Source organism: Amphritea atlantica, assembly GCA_024397875.1.
GTDB lineage: Bacteria > Pseudomonadota > Gammaproteobacteria > Pseudomonadales > Balneatricaceae > Amphritea > Amphritea atlantica_B.
Map to the genome: position 1 here is coordinate 425,001 of CP073344.1, position 25,126 is coordinate 450,126.

The following is a 25,126-nucleotide window of genomic DNA, read 5'->3' on the forward strand; positions in this document are numbered from 1 at the left end:
GAAATAGAACCTGAAACCGTGTACGTACAAGCAGTGGGAGCGGTCCTTGAGACCGTGACTGCGTACCTTTTGTATAATGGGTCAGCGACTTAATTTTAGTAGCAAGGTTAACCGTATAGGGGAGCCGTAGGGAAACCGAGTCTTAATAGGGCGTGCAGTTGCTAGGATTAGACCCGAAACCGAGCGATCTATCCATGGGCAGGTTGAAGGTTGAGTAACATCAACTGGAGGACCGAACCGACTACCGTTGAAAAGTTAGCGGATGACCTGTGGATCGGAGTGAAAGGCTAATCAAGCTCGGAGATAGCTGGTTCTCCTCGAAAGCTATTTAGGTAGCGCCTCGTGTCTCACCATTGGGGGTAGAGCACTGTTTCGGCTAGGGGGTCATCCCGACTTACCAACCCGATGCAAACTCCGAATACCAATGAGTGCAATCACGGGAGACACACGGCGGGTGCTAACGTCCGTCGTGAAAAGGGAAACAACCCAGACCGTCAGCTAAGGTCCCAAAGTTATGGTTAAGTGGGAAACGATGTGGGAAGGCTTAGACAGCTAGGAGGTTGGCTTAGAAGCAGCCACCCTTTAAAGAAAGCGTAATAGCTCACTAGTCGAGTCGGCCTGCGCGGAAGATATAACGGGGCTCAAACCATACACCGAAGCTACGGACGCTGTTTACAGCGTGGTAGAGGAGCGTTCTGTAAGCCGTTGAAGGGAAAGCTGTAAGGCATCCTGGAGGTATCAGAAGTGCGAATGCTGACATGAGTAACGATAAGGGGAGTGAAAAACTTCCCCGCCGGAAGACCAAGGGTTCCTATCCAATGCTAATCAGGGTAGGGTGAGTCGACCCCTAAGGCGAGGCTGAAGAGCGTAGTCGATGGGAAACAGGTTAATATTCCTGTACTTCTTGTTATTGCGATGGAGTGACGGAGAAAGCTAGGCCAGCACGGCGTTGGTTGTCCGTGTTTAAGGTTGTAGGTTTAGGACTTAGGAAAATCCGGGTCCTTCTAGACTGAGAATTGATGACGAGCCCTCTTTTGGGTGAAGTGGTTGATGCTATGCTTCCAGGAAAAACTTCTAAGCTTCAGATAACAAGAAATCGTACCCCAAACCGACACAGGTGGTCAGGTAGAGAATACCAAGGCGCTTGAGAGAACTCGGGTGAAGGAACTAGGCAAAATGGTACCGTAACTTCGGGAGAAGGTACGCCGGTGCTGGTGATGGGACTTGCTCCCTAAGCTGGCGCTGGTCGAAGATACTAGGTGGCTGCGACTGTTTATTAAAAACACAGCACTCTGCAAACACGAAAGTGGACGTATAGGGTGTGACGCCTGCCCGGTGCTTGAAGGTTAATTGATGGGGTTAGCTTCGGCGAAGCTCTTGATCGAAGCCCAAGTAAACGGCGGCCGTAACTATAACGGTCCTAAGGTAGCGAAATTCCTTGTCGGGTAAGTTCCGACCTGCACGAATGGCGTAACGATGGCCACACTGTCTCCACCCGAGACTCAGTGAAATTGAAATTGCGGTTAAGATGCCGTATATCCGCGGCTAGACGGAAAGACCCCGTGAACCTTTACTATAGCTTCGCAGTGGACTTTGATATTACTTGTGTAGGATAGCTGGGAGGCTTTGAAATCTGGACGCCAGTTCAGATGGAGCCAATCTTGAAATACCAGCCTGGTACTATTGAGGTTCTAACTCAGGTCCCTTATCGGGATCGAGGACATTGTGTGGTGGGTAGTTTGACTGGGGCGGTCTCCTCCCAAAGAGTAACGGAGGAGTACGAAGGTGCGCTCAGCATGGTCGGAAATCATGCATCGAGTATAAAGGCATAAGCGCGCTTGACTGCGAGACAGACACGTCGAGCAGGTACGAAAGTAGGTCTTAGTGATCCGGTGGTTCTGTATGGAAGGGCCATCGCTCAACGGATAAAAGGTACTCCGGGGATAACAGGCTGATACCGCCCAAGAGTTCACATCGACGGCGGTGTTTGGCACCTCGATGTCGGCTCATCACATCCTGGGGCTGAAGCCGGTCCCAAGGGTATGGCTGTTCGCCATTTAAAGTGGTACGCGAGCTGGGTTTAGAACGTCGTGAGACAGTTCGGTCCCTATCTGCCGTGGACGTTTGAGATTTGAGAAGAGTTGCTCCTAGTACGAGAGGACCGGAGTGAACGAACCTCTGGTGTTCGGGTTGTCATGCCAATGGCATTGCCCGGTAGCTATGTTCGGACAGGATAACCGCTGAAAGCATCTAAGCGGGAAGCCCCCTTCAAGATGAGATCTCACTGGGGCCTTGAGCCCCCTGAAGAGCCGTTCAAGACCAGGACGTTGATAGGCTGGGTGTGTAAGCGTTGTGAGGCGTTGAGCTAACCAGTACTAATTGCTCGTGAGGCTTGACCATATAACGCCAAAAGCGTTTGGTTAGCTGATAAATTAAGATACATCGCAGGCTGAATAAAACAGCCACGGATTAGAGTTTGTACATGACTCTCCGATTACAGGATTCGAATGACGCTTTGAACAGATAAGCAAACGCTTTAGTTCAAATCGTTAGAGCAACCAGTTTTGCTTGGCGACAATAGCGAGATGGAACCACCCGATCCCTTACCGAACTCGGAAGTGAAACGTCTTAGCGCCGATGGTAGTGTGGAGCTTCTCCATGCGAGAGTAGGTCATCGCCAAGCACCTAATTACGAAACAGCCCCGATCATGCGAATGATCGGGGCTTTTTTCGTTTAAGGCGCGGCTATGAAGTTTTAAAAAGACGTGGCTAGACGCGACTGCGTCGCTTGCTAGAAAAGCGCCTTCGCTGCAGGATGCAGCTCCTACAAATCTGTGGAACCTAGTTGCTCTGTGTGTACTCGGTGGTGAGGCTGTTTTATTTAGTGGGGCGCTTACAGAGCGTTCTTATCCCAAGCTGTGATCTGGTGACTATACTGATGTCTGTCATCAATCATCGCTTCAGGGTGTGTTATGTTAAAGACTGGCTTGGGTTGTTCGCCCGAGTCGCTGTGTCATCTGATTGCTGTGTTGTTTGGCTTGCTAGGAGGGGCAATTGTTTTATATATTGCGTACTTCATTTTTCAGGCTTGGCGCGATGGCCGCGATAACTGATTCTTTCATTAATAAGCAGGTAGATAATGTACACCGAAGAAGATATTCGTCGTTTACGCTGGCAAAGCCGAAGAGGTATGCTGGAACTGGATGTGTTGTTTGTTCCTTTTGTTGAGGAGGCATTTCAGGATCTTGAACCGGAAGACCAGGATCGTTTTGTAAAGCTGCTTGCTTGTGAGGATACTGAACTTTTTGTTTGGTTGATGGAGCGGGGAGAGTCTGACGATCCCGATCTTCAACGTATTGTGCGGATTATTCTGGATCGTGTTCAGCCCTCTGCAAATTGAGATTCAACCCTCTGTTATAGCGCGGTATCTGTTTCTGCTGCTTACTGCGTTATCGTTTTTTTCAGTCTGGCTCTCCGGCTTAAGTTTTATTTTTCAGTTAATTCTTTATCTGGCGTGTTGCAGTTATCTTATCTTTAGCTGGCCCCGTGCTGTTACTCTGACTGATCCGGACTCTGTCACAGGCTTGCGCTGGCTTGCCGAGCGCAAAGCTGTGGTTGTCTGTCTGGGGGGTGGTGACTGGATGGAAGTTGAGGCTATAGAGCAGAGGCTTAGTTTTCCTCTGTTATTGGGGCTTAAACTGAAACTGCGCGGGCGGCGCCGTTCAGTTTCTCTGCTCATCTGGAGAGATAGTGTTTCTGTAGATCACTTCAGGAAACTGCGGGTGTTATTGCGGTTTGCGCCGCCACCGGTCAGCGCCAGTCATAGTTGACCGGCGTGAGGATGGTGTCTCTCGCTTCCGCGCCGCTTTCCGGATAATCCAGGGTGTAGTGCAGGCCTCGACTCTCCTGGCGCTGCATTGCTGAGCGTATAATCAGATCCGAAACAACCGCCAGGTTTCGCAGTTCCAGCAGGTCCCGGCTGACCTTATAGTTACTGTAATACTCACTGATTTCCTGTTGTAGCAGGTCAACCCGGTGCTTTGCGCGTTGCAGGCGTTTATTTGTTCTTACAATACCGACGTAATCCCACATAAAGCGGCGTAACTCATCCCAGTTGTGGGCGATAATAACGTCTTCATCAGAGTTCGTGACCTGGCTTTCATCCCAGGCCGGAATCTCAGGTAACTCTCCCAGCGGGTGATTGTGACTTATAATATGTCGGGCGGCAGATGATGCGTAAACGATACATTCAAGCAGTGAGTTGCTGGCTAACCGGTTGGCGCCATGCAGACCGGTAAATGAAGTCTCGCCGATAGCGTATAGTCCATCGACATCAGTCATGCCATGCTGATTGGTCATGATGCCGCCACAGGTATAGTGGGCTGCAGGAACCACCGGAATAGCTTCTCGGGTGATATCAATTCCATATTTAAGGCAGCGTTCATAAATTGTTGGAAAATGCTGTTTAATAAACTCTGCAGGCTTGTGGGAGATGTCCAGAAAAACGCAGTCACAGCCAAGCCGTTTCATTTCGTGGTCGATTGCTCTGGCAACAATATCCCGGGGGGCCAGTTCACCGCGCTGATCAAATTTATCCATAAACCGGCTACCATCCGGTAATCGCAGTTTACCGCCTTCGCCACGCACCGCCTCAGAGATCAGGAATGATTTTGCCTGTGGATGGTAGAGGCATGTCGGATGAAACTGATTAAACTCAAGGTTGCCCACCCTGCAACCCGCCCGCCAGGCCATCGCAATGCCGTCCCCTGATGCCCCGTCGGGGTTACTGGTGTAGAGGTAGGCTTTGCTAACCCCTCCGGTCGCCAAAACCGTTGAGCCAGCCTTAAACGCGTCTACATGTCCGGTATTGTGGTTGAGGACGTAAGCTCCGATGCAGCGATTGTCAGGCAGATTAAGCTTATGGCGGGTAATGAGGTCAACCGCAATACGATCTTCAAACAGGTCAATGTTGCTGCAGGCACGGGCTCGTTCAATCAGTGTCTGTTGTATTGCCTGTCCCGTTGCGTCGGCAGAGTGAATGATGCGGCGATGGCTATGCCCGCCCTCTTTGGTTAGATGGTATTCATTGCCTTCACGGGTAAAGGGAACACCTTGCCGGATAAGCCAGTCGATACTCTCTTTTCCATGTTCTACGGTAAAGGTAACAGCGTCTCTGCGGCTGAGGTTTCCTCCGGCTGTGATTGTGTCCTGAATATGTGCCTGGGTGCTGTCAGCATCATCAAGAACGGCTGCCACACCTCCCTGGGCCTGATAAGTCGAGCCGCTGGTTAGACTGGCTTTACTGAGTACCGCAATTCTGCATGAGTCTGGGAGCTGCAGGGCGAGCCCGAGTCCGGAGGCACCACTGCCAATAATCAAGACATCGTACTGAAACTCATTACTCATCAGGGGGCTCTCTAGTGCTATCAACAAAGTAACTAATTATTGCCTGAACAGGTGCTGGGAGCCAGTATGAAGGAGAAAATATTAAATATTTTTTTAACATAATGGAACTTAGTTACAGCATAGGGCTCTTACGATATAACTAAAGTTCAGCTCTGGTAAAGGGTTGCATAAAACAGGGGGTGGCATTCATACTTCCTTTAGGCTGTAAGCAGCTACATTAGTTTGGAACTGTTCATACAATAAGGAATCGAATGTCCAGCGAAAGCCAAGCATCGATAGATCATAAGCTGGTCAGGCGTGTTCAGGAAGGTGATAAAACCGCCTTTGATCTGTTGGTTAAAAAATACCAGCATAAAATTATTGGCCTGATCGGCAGGTATGTGTACGACCATCATGAAGCGATGGATGTGTCTCAGGAAGCATTTATAAAAGCCTACCGGGCACTGCCCAAATTTCGTGGCGACAGTGCTTTCTATACCTGGCTGTACCGGATTGCGATTAATACCGCTAAAAATCATCTGGTAGCCAAGGGGCGCAGGCCTCCGGATATGGATGTCGATGTTGATGATGCCCATCACCTTGAAGGTGATAGCGGATTAAAAGATATTGAGACCCCGGAAAATAGCTTATATCGGGATGAACTGGCCAGAGTGGTCAGGGAAGCGATGGATAAGCTTCCTCAGGATCTCAGAGCAGCCCTGTCTCTGCGAGAGTTTGACGGGCTGAGTTATGAAGATATTGCTCAGATTATGGATTGTCCGGTTGGTACAGTGCGTTCAAGAATCTTCCGGGCCCGGGAGGCGATCGACAAGGAGATCGCCCCTTTATTGAATTAAATCGATGGTTTGGATAGTTGTATCAGGCTGTTGAATTGAATTGTTTAACCTGAATTGTTGGTGGAATGACTTCATCACAGACTGTTAAACAGATACTTAATCCGTTAGGAGTTGGCCAATGAGCGAACAACCCAAAGAAGCTCTTTCTGCATTGATGGACAATGAAGTTGGTGACTTTGAGTTACGCAGCCTGTTAAAGCAGAGTGCTGATAATAATGAGTTGTCTGGTCAGTGGCAGCGCTATCATCTGGCCCGCTCACTGCTGAAAAATGAGCAGTTAGGTTCCGGCGATATCAGTGCCGCGGTGATGGATGCGATTGATGCAGAACCCGCATTAAAGATGAAGCCGGTCGATGCCCCTGCGAACGACGGGATTTCGGGTAAGAGCTTCTTTAAACCGCTGATCAGTATGGCCGTTGCCGCTTCTGTTACGGCTGTAGTTATCCTGGGGGGGCAGAATTTTGGTATTAATTCAGCTCAACCGGTCGATACCGGTTTGGCCCAGGCTCCACAACCCAGTTCAACGGTCGTTCAGCCTGGTTTTGCACCCTCCCGTGATTTGATGAGGGCACAGTTTGGTGCGCCGCGCATAGCGCATCAGAGTAGTAACAGTGATGAGAATATTATTCGTTTAAATTCCGGGTTGAACAGTTATATCCGACAGCACAATGTATTGCGCCAGGGGACACTTGTGAGCTCTTCGCCAGGCTGGATACCCGAGGGTTATACTCCGGTCAAGAATGCCATGGCTCCGGGAGCTGAGCTGACGGTATTCAGCAACGGCGTTAACTCTTTTACCCTGAGTATTGAGCGAACTGGCAATGCTGCTGTTCCCGAAGGTGCCACACAGATGGGCAATATGGTCGCGATTGGTAAGAAAGTAGATCAGTTTTTTGTCACCGTCGTGGGCGATGTTCCTCTGATGGTTGCCGACCGTGTGGTTAACTCCGTTGAACAGATACAGTAATTAGTCATGCTTGAAGAAAATGGCCGTGTCGTACGTCTCGAATCTGGATTGGTCTGGGTCGAGACGATTAAGCAAAGTGCCTGCTCCAGTTGTAGTGCTCAAAAGGGGTGCGGGCAGCGCTTGTTAGCCAAAATAGGTGATGGTAAGCGGATGGAGATTCAGGTTGATAACCCTCAGCACCTTGAAGTCAGGGTAAACGATGAGGTGACCTTAGGTGTTGGCGAGCGATCATTTCTGACCGCATCATTTTTAGTTTATCTGCTACCCCTGTTGGTGATGTTCATTACGGCTGTGGTGGCACAGGGGTACGGCCTCTCTGAACCTAAAGTGATATTAAGTGCGGTGTCAGGTCTGACAGGCGGATTTTTGCTCACCCGATTTATCTCTGGCCGAATAAGTCAGAGCTGCAGTTACCGGCCGGTGCTGCTTCGCAGAATCTGATTTACATGTAGAAATAACTGATATACAGGACAAGCGATATGAAACTAGTCAGAGCGACTTTTAGTCTGGTTCTTTTCTGGTTGTGCGTGAGCAGTGTGCATGCTGCACTGCCAGAGTTTAAGGATCTGGTTAAGCAGGCATCTCCTGCCGTTGTTAATATTAGTACTGTCCAGCAAATCTCGACTCAAGTCCAGGGTGTGCCGGATATGCAGCTGCCGGATGGTCAGGAAATCCCGGAAATCTTCCGCCATTTTTTCCGCCTCCCAGAGGGATATGGCAATCCACCGCGTCGTAAAGCGCCGCAATCGCTGGGGTCTGGTTTTATTATTTCAGAGGATGGTTTCATTCTGACTAATCACCATGTTGTGGCTGATGCGGATAAAGTCATCGTCCGTCTGAGTGACCGGCGTGAGCTTGAAGCGAAGATAATCGGATCTGATAAACGCTCAGATGTCGCATTGCTGAAAATTGATGCTACGGATCTTCCTGTGGTTAAAATTGGCGACTCCACTAAGTCTGAAGTAGGTGAGTGGGTGCTTGCTATCGGTTCGCCATTCGGCTTTGATCACTCTGTAACAGCCGGTATTATCAGCGCAACTGACAGAAGTCTGGCAAATGAGACCTATGTGCCGTTTATCCAGACTGATGTTGCTATCAATCCGGGTAATTCGGGTGGCCCGCTGTTCAATATGAGAGGAGAGGTGATCGGTATCAATTCTCAGATTTATACCCGTTCAGGTGGCTTTATGGGATTATCGTTTGCGATCCCTATGAATGTTGCGATGGAAGTCGTCGGTCAATTGAAAGATAAAGGTAAAGTCAGCCGGGGCTGGCTGGGCGTTATTATTCAGGAAGTCAGCCGCGATCTGGCTGAATCTTTTGGCCTGGATAAGCCGGGAGGTGCGCTGGTCGCAAAAGTCCTGCCAGACAGCCCGGCAGAAGCGGCGGGTATTCGTGAAGGCGATATTATCTACAGTTTTAACGGTAACATGATTGATCGTTCAGGCGATCTGCCGCACCAGGTTGGACGTATTCCTCCAGACACCGATGCTAAGGTTGGAGTTGTCCGTGATGGTAAGAAGCAATCGATTACGGTGACTATCGGTTTATTACCAGCACCGGGCGACGAGCTGAAAGCATCTGCTCGGCAGGAAGACAAAGCATCAGCCAACCGCCTGAATATTCAGATCAGTGCACTGGATGATCAACTGCGTGAGCGCCTCAGTGTGACTGAGGGGGTTGTGGTTCGTCAGGTAGAGAGTGGTGCCGGCGCGGATTCTGGTTTGATGGTGGGTGATGTTATTACCATGCTTAACGGTAAAGAGATTGATTCAGTTGAAACATTTGCCAGTGTTGTTGACGGGTTGCCGGAGAATAAGGCAGTGCCGATGAGAATCGTGCGTCGTGGCAGTCCGATGTTTATTCCCCTTAAACTCAAATAGACCGCTGTGATTCAGAGGGGCCTTTGGCCCCTCTGTTTATTTCCAGATCTGTTGCTCTTTGATGGTCGTTACAGTTGAAATACGGTACACTTGCCCGCTTTAGAATTGCGCCCTAACAATGGGGTTGCATGGTTAAATTTATTAGCTGGTGATTCCGTAGTGAGTAAGCTCGAACACATTCGTAACTTTTCGATTATTGCCCATATTGACCATGGTAAGTCGACCCTGGCTGATCGCTTTATTCAGACCTGCGGAGGACTGTCTGAGCGTGAGATGGAAAAACAGGTTCTTGACTCTATGGACCTGGAGCGTGAACGCGGAATCACGATCAAAGCACAGAGTGTTACTCTGAACTACACCGCTAAAGATGGCAAAGTTTATCAGCTCAACTTCATCGATACGCCTGGACATGTAGATTTTAGCTACGAGGTGTCCCGTTCACTGGCGGCCTGTGAAGGTGCTTTACTGGTTGTCGATGCGGCTCAGGGGGTCGAGGCTCAATCGGTTGCAAACTGTTATACCGCGCTGGAGCAGGGCTTGGAAGTATTACCCGTTCTTAATAAAATGGATCTGCCACAGGCAGAGCCTGAACGGGTGCGTAAAGAGATTGAGGAAGTAATTGGCATCGATGCCGAGAATGCTGTTGCCTGTAGTGCTAAAAGTGGGCTGGGTATTGATGATGTACTTGAATCTCTGGTCAAATATATACCGCCGCCGGAGGGTGACCCGGAAGCCCCCCTGCAGGCACTGATTATTGATTCCTGGTTTGATAACTATCTGGGTGTCGTCTCACTGGTGAGGGTAAAGCAGGGCACGCTGCGTAAGAAAGATAAAATTCTGATCAAGTCTAATCGCCAGGTGCAGCCTGTCGATGGTGTTGGCATTTTTACCCCTAAGCGTACAGAAACCGGAATACTCCGGGCCGGTGAAGTCGGTTATGTCGTTGCCGGTATCAAAGATATTCACGGTGCGCCGGTGGGCGATACCATTACCCACGCGAAAACGCCTGATGTAGAAACCCTGCCAGGATTTAAGCGGGTTCAGCCTCAGGTCTACGCGGGTCTGTTCCCGACCAGTTCCGATGATTATGAAGATTTTCGTGAAGCGCTGGATAAGCTGACGCTGAATGATGCGTCGTTGTTCTTTGAGCCTGAATCCTCTGATGCTCTGGGCTTCGGTTTCCGCTGTGGTTTCCTTGGCATGCTGCATATGGAGATCATTCAGGAGCGTCTGGAGCGGGAATACGATCTGGATCTGGTTACCACAGCCCCAACGGTAGTTTACGAGCTGGAACTGACTAACGGCGAGGTAGTGCAGATTGACAGCCCGTCAAAGCTGCCGGATCCCGGCTCGATTAAAGAGATGCGTGAACCGATCGTTGAAGCCAATATCCTGGTGCCTCAGGAGTATCTGGGACAGGTTATCGGTCTCTGCGTTGATAAGCGCGGTGTGCAGAAGAATATGAATTTTGTCGGTAATCAGGTTCAGGTCTCCTATGAGCTGCCAATGGCGGAAGTGGTGCTGGACTTTTTTGACCGGCTTAAATCGGTCAGCCGGGGTTATGCATCTCTGGAATATAACTTTGTACGCTTTGAACCTGCGCAGCTGGTACGTCTGGATATTCTGATCAACGGTGAGAAAGTAGATGCACTGGCGGTGATTTTACACAGGGATAATGCGCCTTACCGCGGGCGTCTGCTGTGTGAAAAGATGAAAGAGCTGATTCCCCGGCAGATGTTTGATGTTGCAATACAGGCTGCTATCGGCGGAAAGATTATCTCGCGAACTAACGTGAAGGCGTTGCGTAAAAACGTAATCGCCAAGTGTTACGGTGGCGATGTAAGCCGTAAGAAAAAGCTGTTGCAGAAACAGAAAGAAGGTAAAAAACGAATGAAGCAGGTGGGCAGGGTTGAGATTCCTCAGGATGCCTTCCTCGCCGTTTTGAAAGTTGATAGCTAGGACATATTTGCATGGATTTTGATTTTGCACTGATATTGGTGGTACTGACCTTTTTAGCTGCGCTGGGGTGGGTGTATGACCGGGTGGCGCTGGCCGGGATGCGTAAGGCCCGGATCGCAGCCGCTCAACAGGCGGGTGGTGAGTTGCCTGAGACGACACTGGAACAGTTGAATAAGGAGAACGGAATCGTTGACCTGTGCCGCTCGCTGTTTCCGGTATTACTGGTTGTGTTGATCCTTCGCTCATTCATTGTCGAACCGTTTCAGATTCCTTCCGGATCAATGAAGCCTACCCTTAAAATCGGCGATTTTATTCTGGTGAACAAGTGGCACTATGGCTTTCGCCTGCCGGTAATCGGTACAAAGGTCATTCCGATGAATGTACCTCAGCGCGGCGATGTGGTGGTGTTTAAATATCCACAGGACCCGAGTGTGAATTATATCAAGCGGGTGGTGGGGTTGCCGGGTGACCGGATTGGTTATCAGGATAAAACGGTTTATGTCAATGGCCAGCCCCAAGCGCAGACGCTACTGCAGCAACTGCCTCCCCAGAACCCACGGCAGCTGCTGATTGATGAAACACTGGGTGAGGTCAGTCATCAGATCTATCGTGATGTTTCTCCGCCTCGCAGACCTGCTGAATGGGTTGTGCCTGAAGGACAGTATTTTGTCATGGGCGACAATCGCGATAACAGTAATGATAGTCGTTTCTGGGGGTTCGTACCTGATGAGTTGCTGGTTGGAAAAGCATTCGCGGTCTGGATGCACTGGCAGGATTTCTTTACCCTGCCAGATTTCAGTGATGTACGTACTATCCATTAAAAGGAAAACAGGGGTAAGTTATGTCAATACGGTATAGACAACGGGGCGTGTCATTTTTCTCTCTGATTATCATTCTGATTGTTGCGGGGATCTTTTTTTCGGTCGGAATGAAGTTGTTTCCAGCGTACTGGGATCACGGTCTGGTGACCTCAATGATGGAGGAACTGGTTGCCGAGCCTGAGACTGCGTCGGACTCTCCGACGGCCACCCGACTCAAAATTTCCAAGCGCCTGCGAATCAATCAGGTTCGCCTGTCGAAGGAAGCGATTAAAATCCAAGAGAGGGAGGGCGTGAAAACCCTGACTCTGCAATATGATGTAACAGTTCCTATGTTTTATAATGTTGATGCTGTGGTTAAATTCCACGAAAAATATGAAGTGATTATCCGTTGATTATTAAGCCCGCAACCGACCTGGCCAAGAAGCTGGGTTATCAGTTTAAAGATGAGAGTATGATCGAACTGGCTCTCACTCACCGTAGCCACGGGAAACGTAATAATGAACGGTTAGAGTTTCTGGGGGATTCGATCCTTAATTTCGTTATTGCAGAAGCGCTTTATCGGCGCTTTCCTGAGGCGAAGGAGGGGCAGCTGAGTCGGCTGCGGGCGCAGTTGGTGAAAGGGGAAACTCTGGCCGAGCTGGCGCGGGAGATGAAACTGGGTGATTATCTGCGTTTGGGCTCCGGTGAGCTGAAAAGCGGAGGCTATCGCAGGGACTCTATTCTGGCGGATAGCGTTGAAGCGATCATTGGTGCTATCTATCTGGATAGTGATATGGAGTGCTGTCGGCCCTATATTCTCAGTTGGTATCAGTCCCGTCTGCAACAGACCTCCCTGCTGGATACACAAAAGGATTCCAAGACCCGGTTGCAGGAGTTTCTGCAGTCACGTCGAGCCCCATTGCCGGACTATGAGCTGTTATCTGTTAGCGGTGAGGCCCATAAACAGACCTTTGAGATCCGTTGTGCGGTAACATTACTGGATCAGCCGACTGACGGTCGTGGCAGCAGTCGTCGTCAGGCTGAACAGAACGCCGCCAAAAAGGCGCTTGATAAACTGAAGGTAGTTAAATCATGAGTCGCGATCTGAGTTATCTGTTAGACCAGCCCAGCGAAAATCAGCGCTGTGGATTTGTAGCTATTGTCGGTCGCCCGAATGTGGGAAAGTCGACCCTGATGAACAATATCCTCGGGCAGAAGCTGAGCATCACTTCCCGTAAACCTCAGACGACCCGGCACCAGATTGTGGGTATCAAAACTGAAGGTGATATGCAGGCCGTTTATGTTGATACCCCCGGGCTGCATAAAGATCAGGATAAAGCGATCAACCGGTATATGAACAAAGCGGCCAGTTCAGCACTACGCGATGTTGATGTGGTGGTCTTTATTATCGACCGGACCGCCTGGACTGAAGAGGATGAAATCGTTTTCGAAAAGCTGGGTGGGATCAAGTGCCCGGTCATTCTGGTGATCAACAAAATTGATCAGCTGGACGATAAAGAATCACTGCTGCCACATCTGGAAGAACTCTCCAAAAAGATGGAGTTTCTGGAGATTATTCCGATATCCGCAAAGAACGGCACCAGTGTTGATCGCCTTGAAGCGGTTATCAATGAGCACTTGCCAAAAAGTATGCATTTTTACCCGGATGATCAGATCACCGACCGCAGCTCGCGCTTTCTGGCGGCAGAGCTGGTGCGGGAGAAGCTGATGCGTAATCTTGGTGATGAAGTACCTTACGGCACTACCGTTGAGATTGAAGAGTTTAAACGCAATGACCGGGGCATTCTGATTATCAGCGCGTTGATTCTGGTTGAACGTGAAGGGCAGAAGCGGATCGTTATCGGCGATAAGGGTGACAAGGTCAAAGGGATCGGTCGGGATGCGCGTCTTGATATGGAAAAAATGTTTGATTCCAAGGTTATGCTTAACCTCTGGGTGAAAGTGCGCAGTAACTGGTCCGATGATGAACGGGCTCTGCGCAGCCTGGGATATAACGATATTGAGTGATTAAAGGCAGCCGATGAGTTATCAGGTTGAAGCTCAGGCTGCTTATGTCCTGCATACCCGCCCATATCGGGAAACCAGCCTGCTGGTAGATCTTTTTACTCTGGAGCAGGGCCGTGTCAGTGCGGTTGTCAAAGGTGCCCGCAGTCCCCGTTCCAGAATGCGAGCCATGATGCAGCCGTTCACCCCTCTGCAGATCAGCTGGCGCGGTCGTCATGAGCTGAAGACCCTGACCCAGGCGGAAGCGGTTTCTGCGCCATTGTTTCTCAAAGGCAGTGCGCTGATTTGCGGGCTGTATGTCAATGAACTGCTCGAACGCCTTCTGCAACCGACTGATCCTCACCCCCGCCTCTATGTCTATTATCAGTATGTGTTGAATGAACTTCTGGCCGCTAAGGATATTGAACTGGCGTTGAGGACCTTTGAGCAGCAGCTGTTGCAACAACTGGGTTATCAGTTTGATGTGCAGCAGTGCCAGCCTGAAAGGATTTACCGCTATGATTCGTCACAGGGGTTTATCCCTGTCGTGGAGCTAACCGATACCCAGAAACCTTATTGTTTCACTGGCGAGCAGTTGCTGGGGATCGTTGAGGAACAGTATCATCGCCCGGAGATACGCCGGGCGGCGAAACGGCTGATGCGACTGGCGCTGGAAACCCAGCTGGGCAGCAGACCGCTGCGAAGTCGGGAGCTGTTACAGGGGTATATTCCCAAGTCTATTCTTCCTGATTTATAAACCTGACAGTCAGCTATACAGGGTAAGGGATGAATCGTTTCTCAAACCTGACGCCAGACTATTTCTCTGTGTGTGATTCTAGTAAGCTCTGCATATATCAATTGCTATTTTTTATTCCTGTATTCAGAAGAGGTTAACCGTGGTAGAACCAAGCCGTTTGCTACTGGGTGTCAATATTGATCATATCGCTACGTTGCGTCAGGCCCGGGGAACCCGTTACCCGGATCCGGTACAGGCTGCTGCGCTGGCAGAAGAAGCCGGCGCGGATGGTATCACCGTTCATCTGCGTGAAGACCGTCGTCATATTCAGGATCGTGATATCTACCTGCTGGCAGAAACCCTGCAGACGCGGATGAATTTTGAGATGGCAGTGACCGATGAGATGGTCAGTATTGCGGAAAAAGTGAAGCCGGGTCATGCCTGCTTAGTGCCGGAAAAACGTGAAGAGCTGACCACCGAGGGAGGCCTGGATGTCGTTGGTCAGCATGACAAGGTTAAAGCCGCCTGTGATCGGCTGGCTGCAGCAGGCGTCGAGGTCTCTCTGTTTATCGATCCGGATAAGCGTCAGATCGATGCCACAGTGGAGTGTGGCGCACCGGTGATTGAATTGCATACCGGAGCCTATGCGGATGCGGAAACTGCCGCCGGGCAGAGCGCTGAGCTGACGCGGATCAGAGTCGCGGCGGCTTATGCTTTCAGCAAAGGGCTGATTGTTAATGCCGGCCATGGCCTGAATTATCACAATGTTGAGCAGATCGCGGAGATTCCCGAGATTAATGAGCTGAATATCGGTCACGGTATTATCGCCCGGGCGGTGTTTGTCGGTTTGAAAGAAGCGATTACCGAGATGCGTTGTCTGATGATGGAAACTCAGGTGCGGGTGCAACCTCTGCGGGATGCTATTCGCTAATGATTATCGGTGTCGGCACCGACCTGCTGGATATCCGTCGTATCGGTAAGGCGCTGGAACGGACTCCGCGCCTGGCTGAACGTATTCTGACCGAGCATGAGTTGGAGCAGTTCCACCTTGCATCGCAGCCGGTTAATTTTCTCGCAAAGCGCTTTGCGGCAAAAGAAGCGGTGGTTAAAGCATTGGGAACCGGTATCGGCAGGGGGATCAGCTGGCAGCATTTTAATATCACCTATGACCCATCCGGGCGCCCGCTGGTGCAGCTCAATGGTGGGGCGCAGGAGAAAGCCGTAGAGTTGGGAATCAGGCAGATTCACATCTCTTACAGTGATGAAACCGATCATATTGTTGCCTTTGCCGTGGCTGAATCCTGAAACAGCTTTTTCACCCTCAGATCTGTCCTGTTATCTATTTTGATTGAGCTTTGCTGCAACCCCCGGTACTATTTCGATTATTGTTTCTGGTATATAAAAAACCTTTTTAATTCCCTTCGGTTATAAATATATATTCTGACCGAAGCGCGGCTGGTATGCAGGCTTATGAGTATGAACTTTCCAACGATTGAAGATTATGTGGGTAATACGCCACTGGTACGCCTGCAGCGGCTTGATGTTGGCCGTGGCAATACTGTGCTCTGTAAGCTGGAGGGTAATAATCCGGCTGGATCGGTTAAAGATCGTCCGGCGATGAGTATGATTCAGTTAGCCGAACAGCGTGGCCTGATAAAACCAGGCGATACGCTGATCGAAGCGACCTCAGGCAATACCGGTATAGCTCTGGCAATGGCAGCGGCAATCAAAGGCTATAAAATGAAGTTGATCATGCCGGATAACAGCAGTGAGGAGCGTAAAACCTCGATGACTGCTTATGGTGCAGAGCTGATCCCGGTCACCAAAGAGCAGGGGATGGAAGGCGCACGAGATCTGGCATTGCAGATGCAAGCCGAGGGTAAAGGGATTGTGCTTGATCAGTTTGCCAATATGGATAACCCTGAGGCGCACTATCGTGGCACCGGGCCGGAGCTCTGGCAACAGACCGATGGACGTATTACCCATTTTGTCAGTTCCATGGGGACGACAGGAACGATTATGGGGACCTCCCGTTATCTGAAAGAGCAAAATCCGGCTATTCAGATTGTTGGTTTACAGCCGGCAGAGGGGGCGGCTATTCCCGGTATTCGTCGCTGGCCAGAGGAGTATCTGCCAAAGATATTTGAGGCATCCCGGGTCGACCGGGTGATCGATATCACTCAGGATGAGGCCGAACAAACCATGCGCGCTCTGGCCCGTCAGGAGGGTATCTTCTGTGGCGTTTCGTCGGGCGGTGCTGTCGCGGGGGCGTTACGCTTAGCCCGTGAAGTGGAAAATGCTATTATCGTATGCATCATCTGCGACCGGGGAGACCGTTACCTCTCCACCGGGGTATTCAGCAGCTAAATCAGGATTGGCGGGCCTTAGCTGTGTCCGCTGACTGCCAGGCTCCGGCCAATGCCGGAGCTTTTTTTTAACTGAAGGTTATAGGTTCACCATCAGCGTTGCCTGTCAGAGAGCAGGGGCCTGGCGCTTGCCCGTTCTATCCGTTACCGCAGGCAAGTCGTGCCGCCGCGTCTGGCTAGTTCGTAGAATACTCCTGAATGACATCACACATACCCGCTGTCAGGGTTTGCAGATCCTCATTGGACATCACATAGGGCGGCATCACGTAGACCAGCTTACCGAAGGGACGTATCCAGATTCCCCGCTTAACAAACAGTGGTTGAATATCGGCAGTGACCACCGGTTGCTTCATCTCTACTACACCGATCGCGCCCAAACAGCGAACCTCAGTGACTGAATCCAGTTCAGCGCAGCGAGCCAGCCCCTGTTTGAGCTGTTCTTCGATCCGGGCAATATTGCTTTCCCAGTCCGATTCCCGTAACAGTTTCAGGCTGGCATTCGCGACGGCGCAGGCCAGAGGGTTGCCCATAAAGGTCGGGCCATGCATAAAGCATCCTGCACCGCCCGCAGAAATCGTCTCACCCACTTCGCTAGTGGTCAGGGTGGCGGCCAGTGTCATGTAGCCCCCGGTGATCGCTTTACCCAGACAGAGAATGTCCGGGACGATGTTGGCATGATCACAGGCAAACAGTTTGCCGCTGCGGCCAAAGCCGGTAGCGATCTCATCCGCAATCAGCAGGAGATTGTAATCATCACAGAGCTGCCGCGCTTTTTTCAGGTATTCAGGATGATAGAAGCGCATCCCCCCGGCACCCTGAACGATAGGTTCAAGTATCAGTGCGGCGATCTCATGATGATGATCAATAACTAACTGTTCCAGTTCGTCGCAGTCGCTTTGATCCCAGGGTTGACCATGTTTAACCTGCGGAGCCGGGGCAAAAAACTGCTGAGGTAATACACCACTGAAGATCTCATGCATACCGGTCACCGGATCACACACGGACATCGCTCCAAAGGTATCACCGTGATAACCGTTACGGATGGTCAGTAGCCTGTGCTTTTCGGGTTTGCCTTTGGCATGCCAGTACTGAATCGCCATCTTCAGCGCGACTTCAACGGCAACAGAACCGGAGTCCGCCAGAAATACTTTCTGCAGTGGTTCGGCGGTCATCTCCACCAGTTGCCGACACAGCTCTACAGCGGGCTCATGGGTCAGTCCGCCAAACATCACATGGGATACTTTATCGATTTGCTCATGAGCAGCGGCATTCAGCGCTGGATTGTTATAACCATGAATTACCGACCACCAGGACGCCATGCCATCGATCAGTTCAGTTCCATCAGCGAGCGTCAGCCGGACGCCTTCGGCAGACACGACCGGGTAAGCCGCCGGCGGATTGATCATCGAAGAATACGGGTGCCAGATATGTTGCTGGTCAAAACTGATCTGTGCGCTGGAGATGCTCATGCTTATACCCTGTTAATGAAAAACCGGGCTATTACAGCCCGGTTTTAAGCAGAATGCAAACCAGCCCGTTTATTCCGGCAGGCAGATTTCGTTGCGAATTACAGCCAGCACTGTGCGACTAAACAGCAGGGCAATCACCAGTGTCGCAAGCGCGCTAAGTCCCAGTGCCAGATAATAGAAAAATGGTTGTCCCTGCATGCTGTACATCAACTGAGCCGCGATGGCAGAGGCTGCCAGCGGAAATGAGTAGGCCCACCAGGACATAAAGAATTTGATCCGGGTAAAGCGGGGCAACTGACTCAGCAGCAGTAGCAGCAGAAACATCGCAGCATAGAAGAGGATACGGGCAACGTTATCCAGTTCGCCGTTGAGTTTCATATAGGAGATAAAGCCAACCGCGGGCGGTGCGATCAGGATAAACAGGGTCGGTAACAGTTTCTGAGGCACCGGATCATGAAACATCATCCGGTTAAGTACCAGTGTTTTCAGTACTATCCAGTAAATAATACCGATGGAGAAAAAGAACCAACTGATCTCGATATAGCCGTGTTCAACGCCGGCAATCGGCACCAGAATATTACCGACAACCGGTATAAACCAGGCCGGTGTCATGTGGATGATCTGGAATTTGGGGTGGTGAATCCACTGATTAAGTACATACACGGTGAGCATCAGGTGTAAGGCGCTGCCACTGCTCCAGAGTATAAATGACAGCTGTTTTGAAGCGTCCAGCGTGGCAACGCTCAGGAGGATCAGACTGATGCTGAAAGCGGGAAAGAAGCTGAGTTTGATCGGGTGCTGAAACTCGTCTACGACTGCGGATGTTTTCAGCATGATCTTCAGCAGATAGACCAATACCAGAATGAGGAACAGGCAGGTAGTCAGCGTGAGCAGTAGCTGGCCAATGATTGCTGGCGCCCCAAAAACAGTGCTCGCTTTTTCCCACATCAGAGTCAGTCCGGTAATACCCATGCTCATCGCAAAAAAAGTGATAGGGAAATGTTCCAGCTTTGATGCCGTGATCTGTTCTGACACATTATTCATATGATGCAATCTCGATGATCGGGAATTTATATTAGATTTATCTAATATGTTAATTTATTCATTAATCAAAATCTAATTATATTTTCTTCAGGATTTCAGTTTAGTTTCAGAATGTAATTTTATAGTGGCTCCAACTTCAAAGGGGAAGCGCTAAGAAGTCTGAAGAACCAGACTCCTGTGAGGCAACCTGAACAGACTTAAAACTAACTCTAAATGATTTAACTGAGGTGAACCATGAAAATTAAAACGACGATCAAACCGATGACCGCTGCTGTAGGTGTTGCTCTGCTGACTGGAATGGCAATGATGCCGGTAGCTAATGCTGCTTCCCAGAATCCCTTTGCAGCTCAGGATCTGACCTCTGGCTATGAAGTGGCTGGTAACGATAAAGGCGCTGAAGGCAAGTGCGGTGAAGCCAAGTGCGGTGCCGATAAAAAGGTCAAAGCTGACGGCGAAGGCAAGTGCGGTGAAGCCAAATGTGGCGCAGATAAAAAGGCTAAAGCTGACGGCGAAGGTAAGTGTGGTGAAGGCAAATGCGGTGGCGATAAGAAGTCTGCATAAAGCTACTTTTTGATTTCAGGCCCCTCTGTTGAGGGGCTTTTATTAACAGAGGGACGAGTAAGGGATAAACCATGAATAATGAAACCTTTCAGGTATCCGGCGCGGGTCTTGGCTTTCGTCGCTGTATGATCGAAACGCTGGCAGAGGTCGAAACTGCACAGATCGATTTTCTGGAAGTCGCACCGGAAAACTGGATGGGGTTGGGTGGCCGGTTTGACCGCTCGTTGCGTGAATATACCGAACGCTATCCTTTCGTTACTCACGGTTTGTCCCTTTCACTGGGGGGGCCTTCACCGCTGGACAGGGAATTTCTGCTAAAGCTGAAACAGTTTATGTTTGATCACAATATCCTGGGTTACTCGGAGCACCTGAGTTACTGCACCGACGATGGTCATCTTTATGACCTGATGCCGATCCCTTTCACTGAGGCAGCAGTAAAGCATGTCGTCAGCCGGATCCATCAGACTCAGGATATCCTGAAGCAGCGTATCGCCATAGAGAATGTCTCCTACTATGCTGCCCCCGGAGCGGAGATGAGTGAGCTAGAGTTTCTTCTGGCAGTACTGAACGAGGCGGACTGCGATCTGTTACTGGATGTGAATAATATCTACGTCAACAGCGTCAATCACGGCTACGATGCCGCCGCGTTTCTGGCACAGATTCCCGGTGAGCGGATCAGTTATATTCACGTAGCTGGGCACTATAACGAAGCGGAAGATCTGTTAGTCGATACCCACGGGGCCGACGTCATAGATCCCGTCTGGGGGCTGCTACAGCAAAGCTATGATCTGTTTGGTGTTAAGCCCACCCTGCTGGAGCGGGATTTTAATATTCCACCGATGGATCAGTTGTTACAGGAACTGCATACCATTCGCGACCATCAGCGTCGTGCACTGCCAGTGGTTGCAGAGGAGTCACGTTATGCACGTATCTGAATTCGGGGGGGCTGATAAAACCTTTACTGAATTGCAGTATCAGTTTGCCGCACATATCCGCAATCCGGATAAGTACCCCAAACCAGCGGGGGTTGAAGAACGCCGAATGACGATCTACCGGGAGCTTTTCTTTAACAATATTGAAGGTTTTATCAGTGGTGGATTCCCGGTACTCAGATCGATTACCCGGGAGCAGGACTGGATGCGGATGGTGCGTGACTTTTTTGATCAGTATCGCTGTCATTCGCCCTATTTTCTTGAAATAGCAGAAGAGTTCCTCACCTGGCTCAACAATCAGCGTGAACCGGAAGCATCGGATTATCCGTTTCTGCAGGAATTAGCCCATTACGAATGGGTTGAGCTGGCGCTGGATACATCGGCGGCCAGGCTGAGTGATGTTGCCGTGGATGGCAGGGGTGATCTTCTACAGGGGCATCCGCTGCAGTCGCCACTGGCCTGGTCGCTGATGTATCAGTATCCGGTCCAGCGGATCGGTAAGCACTATAAGCCGCAACGGCCACCAGAACACCCCACGTTTCTGATGGTGTATCGCAACCGCGAAGAGCGGGTGAAGTTTATGCAGATCAATCAGCTCACGGCACGTCTGCTCTACCTTCTTGGTGAGAACCGCGATCTGAGTGGTGCTCAGGCGTTACAGCAGATAGCGGAAGAGATGTCACACCCTCAGCCAGAGCAGATAATTGCTGGTGGTCGAGATGTGCTCCAGCAGCTTCGGGATAAAGATATCATTTTAGGAACTCAGCTATAACCGTTGAGGCAATAGGACTGACAATGGCTAACACACTGATAAAGCATACCAACTCACTGCATGACCTGCTGGATAAGACCCGTATCTTTGAGGGGCTAGCACCTCTGCTGCTGCGTTTATATCTGGCGCCGGTACTGATGCAGGCGGGTTATAACAAACTCTCGCATTTTGAAGATACCGCCGCCTGGTTTGGTAACCCTGACTGGGGGCTTGGGTTGCCGATGCCGGAAGTGATGACTGGACTGGCTGCCGGCACTGAGTTTTTTGGCGGTATGCTGTTAATCGTTGGCCTGGCGACGCGCTGGATATCCGTCCCGCTGATGGTCACCATGATTGTAGCGGCGCTGACAGTGCATTTCGATAACGGTTGGCTGGCCATCTCCGACAGTTCCAGCTGGCTGGCAAACGACAGGGTGATGGAAGCCGGTGAGCGTCTGTCACGAGCGCGGTCTATTCTCCAGGAGAACAGCAATTATGACTGGATAACCGGGCGGGGTTCAGTGGTTATTCTGAATAACGGTATCGAATTTGCCGCGACTTACTTCATTATGCTGTTGAGTCTGTTCTTTACCGGAGGCGGTCGTTATTTCAGCATCGACTATTGGCTGGCACGTAAATTTCGCACGGCTAATAAGGGCTAACAGCTTTATCGCAAAAGTGTTTCTCCGTAAGGCTCTCAGGTACTTTATATTCAGTACCCTCTTTTAGCAGCGCTTAGCGCTGCTTTTTTTTTATCTGTAATCCTATGGCTGATCAACGGTTATACCGTTCACCTGAACCGCAGCGTCACTGATTGTCCAGCGAACATTAAGGTCGTGCAGGCGGATGCCATATTCGCGCTGCTCTGGTTTGTTTTTGTGATAAGCGGGGCGGGGATCACAGAGCAACACTTCTTCAATCTGTTGCTGCAACGGTTGCTTGAGGCGCGCGGTATGCAGCTCCAGAGCGATTAGGGCTTCAGCGGAAAATGTTACCGGCAGATCCAGGGTCTCGATCTGGCTGGCAAGGTCGAAGCGGGCATCTGCAATAACATCGGAATAGGGCAGGTAAGGCTTAATATCGATGATCGGAGTCTGATCCAGCAGATCGGCACCACTAACATCGAGATACACTGTGTCCGCTTCAATCCTTATCCCTTTCAGCTTCACCGGCGATAAGCCAATCGGGTTGGGCCGGAAAGGCGACCTGGAGGCCAGCACACCCAGCTTTTCGTTGCCGCCGAGCCGGGGGGGGCGCACCAGAGGCGACCAGCCTTTGTCCACGCAGGCGCTGAAAATAAACACTAGCCAGATATGGCTGCATTGCTCCAGCCCTCTGACAGCATCTGGGCTGTTGTAGGGGGGTAACAACTCAATCGTGGCGGTCATCGAACCGGCCAGCCCCGGCTGTCGGGGAATACCAAACTTCTCTTTATAGCCGCTATGAATAATGGCTATCGGTTCGAATGTCATTGTGGTGTTCATTTTCAGAGATCTTTTTTAGGTAAAACAGCATTGCCCGGTCACAGATATGATCGGGCACAGGCGTGCAGGGCTATTTTGCCCTCTGTTTCAGTTCAGAGCCATCGGTTCATCGGATGATTTTTCAGTTTTTTTCTCTTCAGAAGCCGTTTCCGCAAGTTCAGCCTCAGGTTCTTTGTGATGTTCCCGGAGCTCTTTTTGCGCCTTCGTGTCAGACTCGGGTTTCTCCATGATGGGGGCGCGGTGCTCAACCGGGCTCAGGCTGCTCCAGTAGCGGGAGCTTTTTTCAGCCTGCTCGCCGAGCCGGTGAATATGGCTGAGTGAGTCCAGCAGATCTGTGCCTTCAGCAGGAGTCAGTCGTCCGTCGATCATGCCATCCAGTATATGTTGTTTTATCTTTTGGTATTTTTTCTCCAGTTTGCGCAGAACCTTGCGGGTATCTGAGGACGATAGCTGTGAATCATCTTCTATCACTGCGGCATTCAGCATCTTAGTGGTGATTTTTTTCAGCTCGTATATATCTTTCTGGGTATTGCTGTCGCTGATCCGACTGAAACGCTCACTGTAGTCGACAATCAGGCCTGACAGGCGCGCCATCTCATTGAAGTATCGTGCTATCCGCATAGCGATTGGCAGTATTTCGGAGCTCTCTTCGCTAAGTTGCTGTTGTGCCAGCTTTTGGTTGAACTTTCCTATCTCGACTATCAACTGGTAGATGATCTGTGCCTGTGACCTGATCTGAGTGCTATCTGATAATTCGGCGCTGATTGCCTGCTTTGCAAGGGTCGCCGTCATCCGGCTGATACGGCTTAATTCCCGGGTCATCGCATTGATGGCTAAAGAAGGGGTTTCGAGAATGTTTTTATCCAGATAGCGTGCTTTAGCCAGGTTTTCATCGTCACGACGGAAGCGTGTCTTCAGAAACTCAACCATCGGGTTAGTAATCGGCCACATGATGAATACCCCGACAATATTAAACAGGGTGTGAAACAGGGCGAGCAGAATAACCATATCGACCATCTGATTAAGGTTTGAGCGATTAATTATTTCAGCGAGTCCTATCAGCAGGAGCAATCCGACCGTACCGGTAATCAGGTTGAAGAACACATGAGCGCAGGCGATTCGTTTTGCATTGGATGTTGCGCCGATCACGGACAGTGCTGCGGTGGAGGTAGTGCCCAGATTTGCGCCAATCACCAGTGCGCCTGCTGTCGCTAAAGGAATCGCGCCGGTTGACGCTAACGATAGAGTGATCGCCATGGCTGCACCGGAAGACTGAATGAGCACGGTTAGAATGAATCCTGCCAGTACAAATAACGCAAGGCCGTAGCTGGTCTGACTAATGGCTTCAAACGGGATGCTGTTCTCGAGTCCGTTAAAGGTGTCTTTAAGAAATGACAGACCGACAAAGAAAAGCCCAAAGCCGGTCAGCGCAGTGCCCAGGTGGGCGTAACGCTTTTCGCCTCCGACCAGGCGCATTCCCATGCCTGCGCCAATCATCGGCAGTGCAAACGCATTGATTTCAAAGTTGAAACCGATAGTGGCAACCAGCCAGCCGGTCATGGTGCTGCCAATATTGCAGCCATAAATGACGGCCACCGATTGTCCCAGATTTAGCAGGCCTGCATTGACAAAGCCAATGGTGGCGACGGTGACTGCGCTGGATGAATTCACTAATGCGGTTATCGCAGTACCGGATATTAAACCTCGCAGCCTGGAGCGGGTGGCGGCTTCAAGAACCTTACGAAGTGTCTGACCGGCAGCACGTTTAAGGCCGTTGGTCATCAGTTGCATACCGAGCAGAAACAGGCCAAGACCGCCGATCAGGTCACCAACATTGCTCAGATCCATTGCGGACTCCTTACAGAGGAATAACTGGCAGGGTTATTATTTTTGTCAATTCCAGAACCGAAAATAGCTCAAAATAGGAA

General features: G+C 50.5%; 23 protein-coding genes and 2 rRNA genes (1 of these 25 running past the window's edge). 20 read left to right on the forward strand and 5 right to left on the reverse strand.

Annotated elements, in window-relative coordinates; all coding sequences use genetic code 11:
- From KDX31_01805 to KDX31_01815, 3 genes are all read left to right on the forward strand, one after another.
- A 23S ribosomal RNA gene (locus tag KDX31_01805) occupies positions 1–2,400 on the forward strand; it begins 492 nt to the left of the window's first position.
- Positions 2,401–2,567: 167 nt separating this feature from the next.
- Positions 2,568–2,683, forward strand: a 5S ribosomal RNA gene (rrf, locus tag KDX31_01810).
- Positions 2,684–3,139: 456 nt separating this feature from the next.
- The gene (locus KDX31_01815; GenBank protein UTW03795.1) at positions 3,140–3,400 is read left to right on the forward strand and encodes a succinate dehydrogenase assembly factor 2; all 261 of its coding nucleotides are present in this window, start codon (positions 3,140–3,142) and stop codon (positions 3,398–3,400) included.
- Between the two features lie 410 nt (positions 3,401–3,810).
- Here the strand turns inward: KDX31_01815 and nadB are convergent, their stop codons facing one another.
- A complete protein-coding gene (nadB, locus tag KDX31_01820) occupies positions 3,811–5,406 on the reverse strand; it encodes an L-aspartate oxidase (GenBank protein ID UTW03796.1) in 1,596 nt (531 codons plus the stop codon).
- Between the two features lie 251 nt (positions 5,407–5,657).
- On the opposite strand from nadB, the gene rpoE reads away from it, so the two are divergent.
- The 13 genes from rpoE to cysM all read left to right on the forward strand — a co-directional run bounded on the left by rpoE (position 5,658) and on the right by cysM (position 16,958).
- The gene (gene rpoE / locus KDX31_01825) at positions 5,658–6,242 is read left to right on the forward strand and encodes an RNA polymerase sigma factor RpoE (GenBank protein ID UTW03797.1); all 585 of its coding nucleotides are present in this window, start codon (positions 5,658–5,660) and stop codon (positions 6,240–6,242) included.
- Between the two features lie 118 nt (positions 6,243–6,360).
- Complete coding sequence (locus KDX31_01830) at positions 6,361–7,209, forward strand: MucB/RseB C-terminal domain-containing protein (protein UTW03798.1); 849 nt, start codon at positions 6,361–6,363, stop codon at positions 7,207–7,209.
- Between the two features lie 6 nt (positions 7,210–7,215).
- Positions 7,216–7,650: a SoxR reducing system RseC family protein gene (locus tag KDX31_01835; GenBank protein UTW03799.1), complete on the forward strand. Its 435-nt coding sequence runs from the start codon at positions 7,216–7,218 to the stop codon at positions 7,648–7,650.
- Positions 7,651–7,688: 38 nt separating this feature from the next.
- Positions 7,689–9,092, forward strand: a complete 1,404-nt coding sequence (locus KDX31_01840) for a DegQ family serine endoprotease (protein ID UTW03800.1) — start codon at positions 7,689–7,691, stop codon at positions 9,090–9,092.
- 159 nt (positions 9,093–9,251) lie between these two features.
- Complete coding sequence (gene lepA, locus KDX31_01845) at positions 9,252–11,051, forward strand: translation elongation factor 4 (GenBank protein UTW03801.1); 1,800 nt, start codon at positions 9,252–9,254, stop codon at positions 11,049–11,051.
- 11 nt (positions 11,052–11,062) lie between these two features.
- Positions 11,063–11,872 carry a signal peptidase I gene (gene lepB, locus KDX31_01850; protein ID UTW03802.1) on the forward strand — a complete coding sequence of 270 codons (810 nt, stop codon included), beginning with the start codon at positions 11,063–11,065 and terminating at the stop codon, positions 11,870–11,872.
- Between the two features lie 20 nt (positions 11,873–11,892).
- Positions 11,893–12,264, forward strand: a complete 372-nt coding sequence (locus KDX31_01855) for a DUF4845 domain-containing protein (GenBank protein ID UTW03803.1) — start codon at positions 11,893–11,895, stop codon at positions 12,262–12,264.
- Positions 12,264–12,947, forward strand: coding sequence for a ribonuclease III (rnc, locus tag KDX31_01860; GenBank protein ID UTW05261.1), 684 nt, complete (start codon positions 12,264–12,266; stop codon positions 12,945–12,947). Before KDX31_01855 ends, rnc begins: the two co-directional genes overlap by 1 nt.
- Positions 12,944–13,879 carry a GTPase Era gene (gene era / locus KDX31_01865; protein UTW03804.1) on the forward strand — a complete coding sequence of 312 codons (936 nt, stop codon included), beginning with the start codon at positions 12,944–12,946 and terminating at the stop codon, positions 13,877–13,879. The genes rnc and era overlap by 4 nt, the downstream gene beginning before the upstream one ends.
- Before the next feature lie 13 nt (positions 13,880–13,892).
- On the forward strand, positions 13,893–14,612 hold the full coding sequence (recO, locus tag KDX31_01870; GenBank protein ID UTW03805.1) for a DNA repair protein RecO: 720 nt from the start codon (positions 13,893–13,895) through the stop codon (positions 14,610–14,612).
- A gap of 139 nt (positions 14,613–14,751) precedes the next feature.
- Positions 14,752–15,522 carry a pyridoxine 5'-phosphate synthase gene (pdxJ, locus tag KDX31_01875; GenBank protein ID UTW03806.1) on the forward strand — a complete coding sequence of 257 codons (771 nt, stop codon included), beginning with the start codon at positions 14,752–14,754 and terminating at the stop codon, positions 15,520–15,522.
- Positions 15,522–15,896 (forward strand): holo-ACP synthase, encoded by a 375-nt coding sequence (locus KDX31_01880; protein ID UTW03807.1) that lies wholly within the window; start codon positions 15,522–15,524, stop codon positions 15,894–15,896. Before pdxJ ends, KDX31_01880 begins: the two co-directional genes overlap by 1 nt.
- 165 nt (positions 15,897–16,061) lie before the next feature.
- A complete protein-coding gene (cysM, locus tag KDX31_01885) occupies positions 16,062–16,958 on the forward strand; it encodes a cysteine synthase CysM (GenBank protein ID UTW03808.1) in 897 nt (298 codons plus the stop codon).
- 175 nt (positions 16,959–17,133) lie between these two features.
- Here the strand turns inward: cysM and bioA are convergent, their stop codons facing one another.
- Both bioA and KDX31_01895 read right to left on the reverse strand, forming a co-directional pair.
- A complete protein-coding gene (gene bioA, locus KDX31_01890; GenBank protein UTW03809.1) occupies positions 17,134–18,426 on the reverse strand; it encodes an adenosylmethionine--8-amino-7-oxononanoate transaminase in 1,293 nt (430 codons plus the stop codon).
- Positions 18,427–18,495: 69 nt separating this feature from the next.
- A complete protein-coding gene (locus KDX31_01895; GenBank protein UTW03810.1) occupies positions 18,496–19,470 on the reverse strand; it encodes an SLAC1 anion channel family protein in 975 nt (324 codons plus the stop codon).
- 234 nt (positions 19,471–19,704) lie between these two features.
- Here KDX31_01895 and KDX31_01900 point away from each other — a divergent pair, with 234 nt between their 5' ends.
- The 4 genes from KDX31_01900 to KDX31_01915 all read left to right on the forward strand — a co-directional run bounded on the left by KDX31_01900 (position 19,705) and on the right by KDX31_01915 (position 22,376).
- Positions 19,705–20,031: a hypothetical protein gene (locus tag KDX31_01900; GenBank protein ID UTW03811.1), complete on the forward strand. Its 327-nt coding sequence runs from the start codon at positions 19,705–19,707 to the stop codon at positions 20,029–20,031.
- A 71-nt stretch (positions 20,032–20,102) separates the two neighbouring features.
- Positions 20,103–20,966, forward strand: a complete 864-nt coding sequence (locus KDX31_01905) for a DUF692 domain-containing protein (GenBank protein ID UTW03812.1) — start codon at positions 20,103–20,105, stop codon at positions 20,964–20,966.
- Entirely contained in the window at positions 20,953–21,735 is a 783-nt protein-coding gene (locus KDX31_01910; protein ID UTW03813.1) for a putative DNA-binding domain-containing protein, read from the forward strand. Before KDX31_01905 ends, KDX31_01910 begins: the two co-directional genes overlap by 14 nt.
- Before the next feature lie 23 nt (positions 21,736–21,758).
- On the forward strand, positions 21,759–22,376 hold the full coding sequence (locus KDX31_01915) for a DoxX family membrane protein (protein ID UTW03814.1): 618 nt from the start codon (positions 21,759–21,761) through the stop codon (positions 22,374–22,376).
- Positions 22,377–22,478: 102 nt separating this feature from the next.
- On the opposite strand, the gene tsaA is transcribed toward KDX31_01915, so the two are convergent.
- Both tsaA and KDX31_01925 read right to left on the reverse strand, forming a co-directional pair.
- Positions 22,479–23,198 carry a tRNA (N6-threonylcarbamoyladenosine(37)-N6)-methyltransferase TrmO gene (gene tsaA / locus KDX31_01920; protein ID UTW03815.1) on the reverse strand — a complete coding sequence of 240 codons (720 nt, stop codon included), beginning with the start codon at positions 23,196–23,198 and terminating at the stop codon, positions 22,479–22,481.
- An 87-nt stretch (positions 23,199–23,285) separates the two neighbouring features.
- A complete protein-coding gene (locus KDX31_01925; protein UTW03816.1) occupies positions 23,286–25,046 on the reverse strand; it encodes a Na/Pi cotransporter family protein in 1,761 nt (586 codons plus the stop codon).
- Between the last annotated feature and the right edge of the window lie 80 nt (positions 25,047–25,126).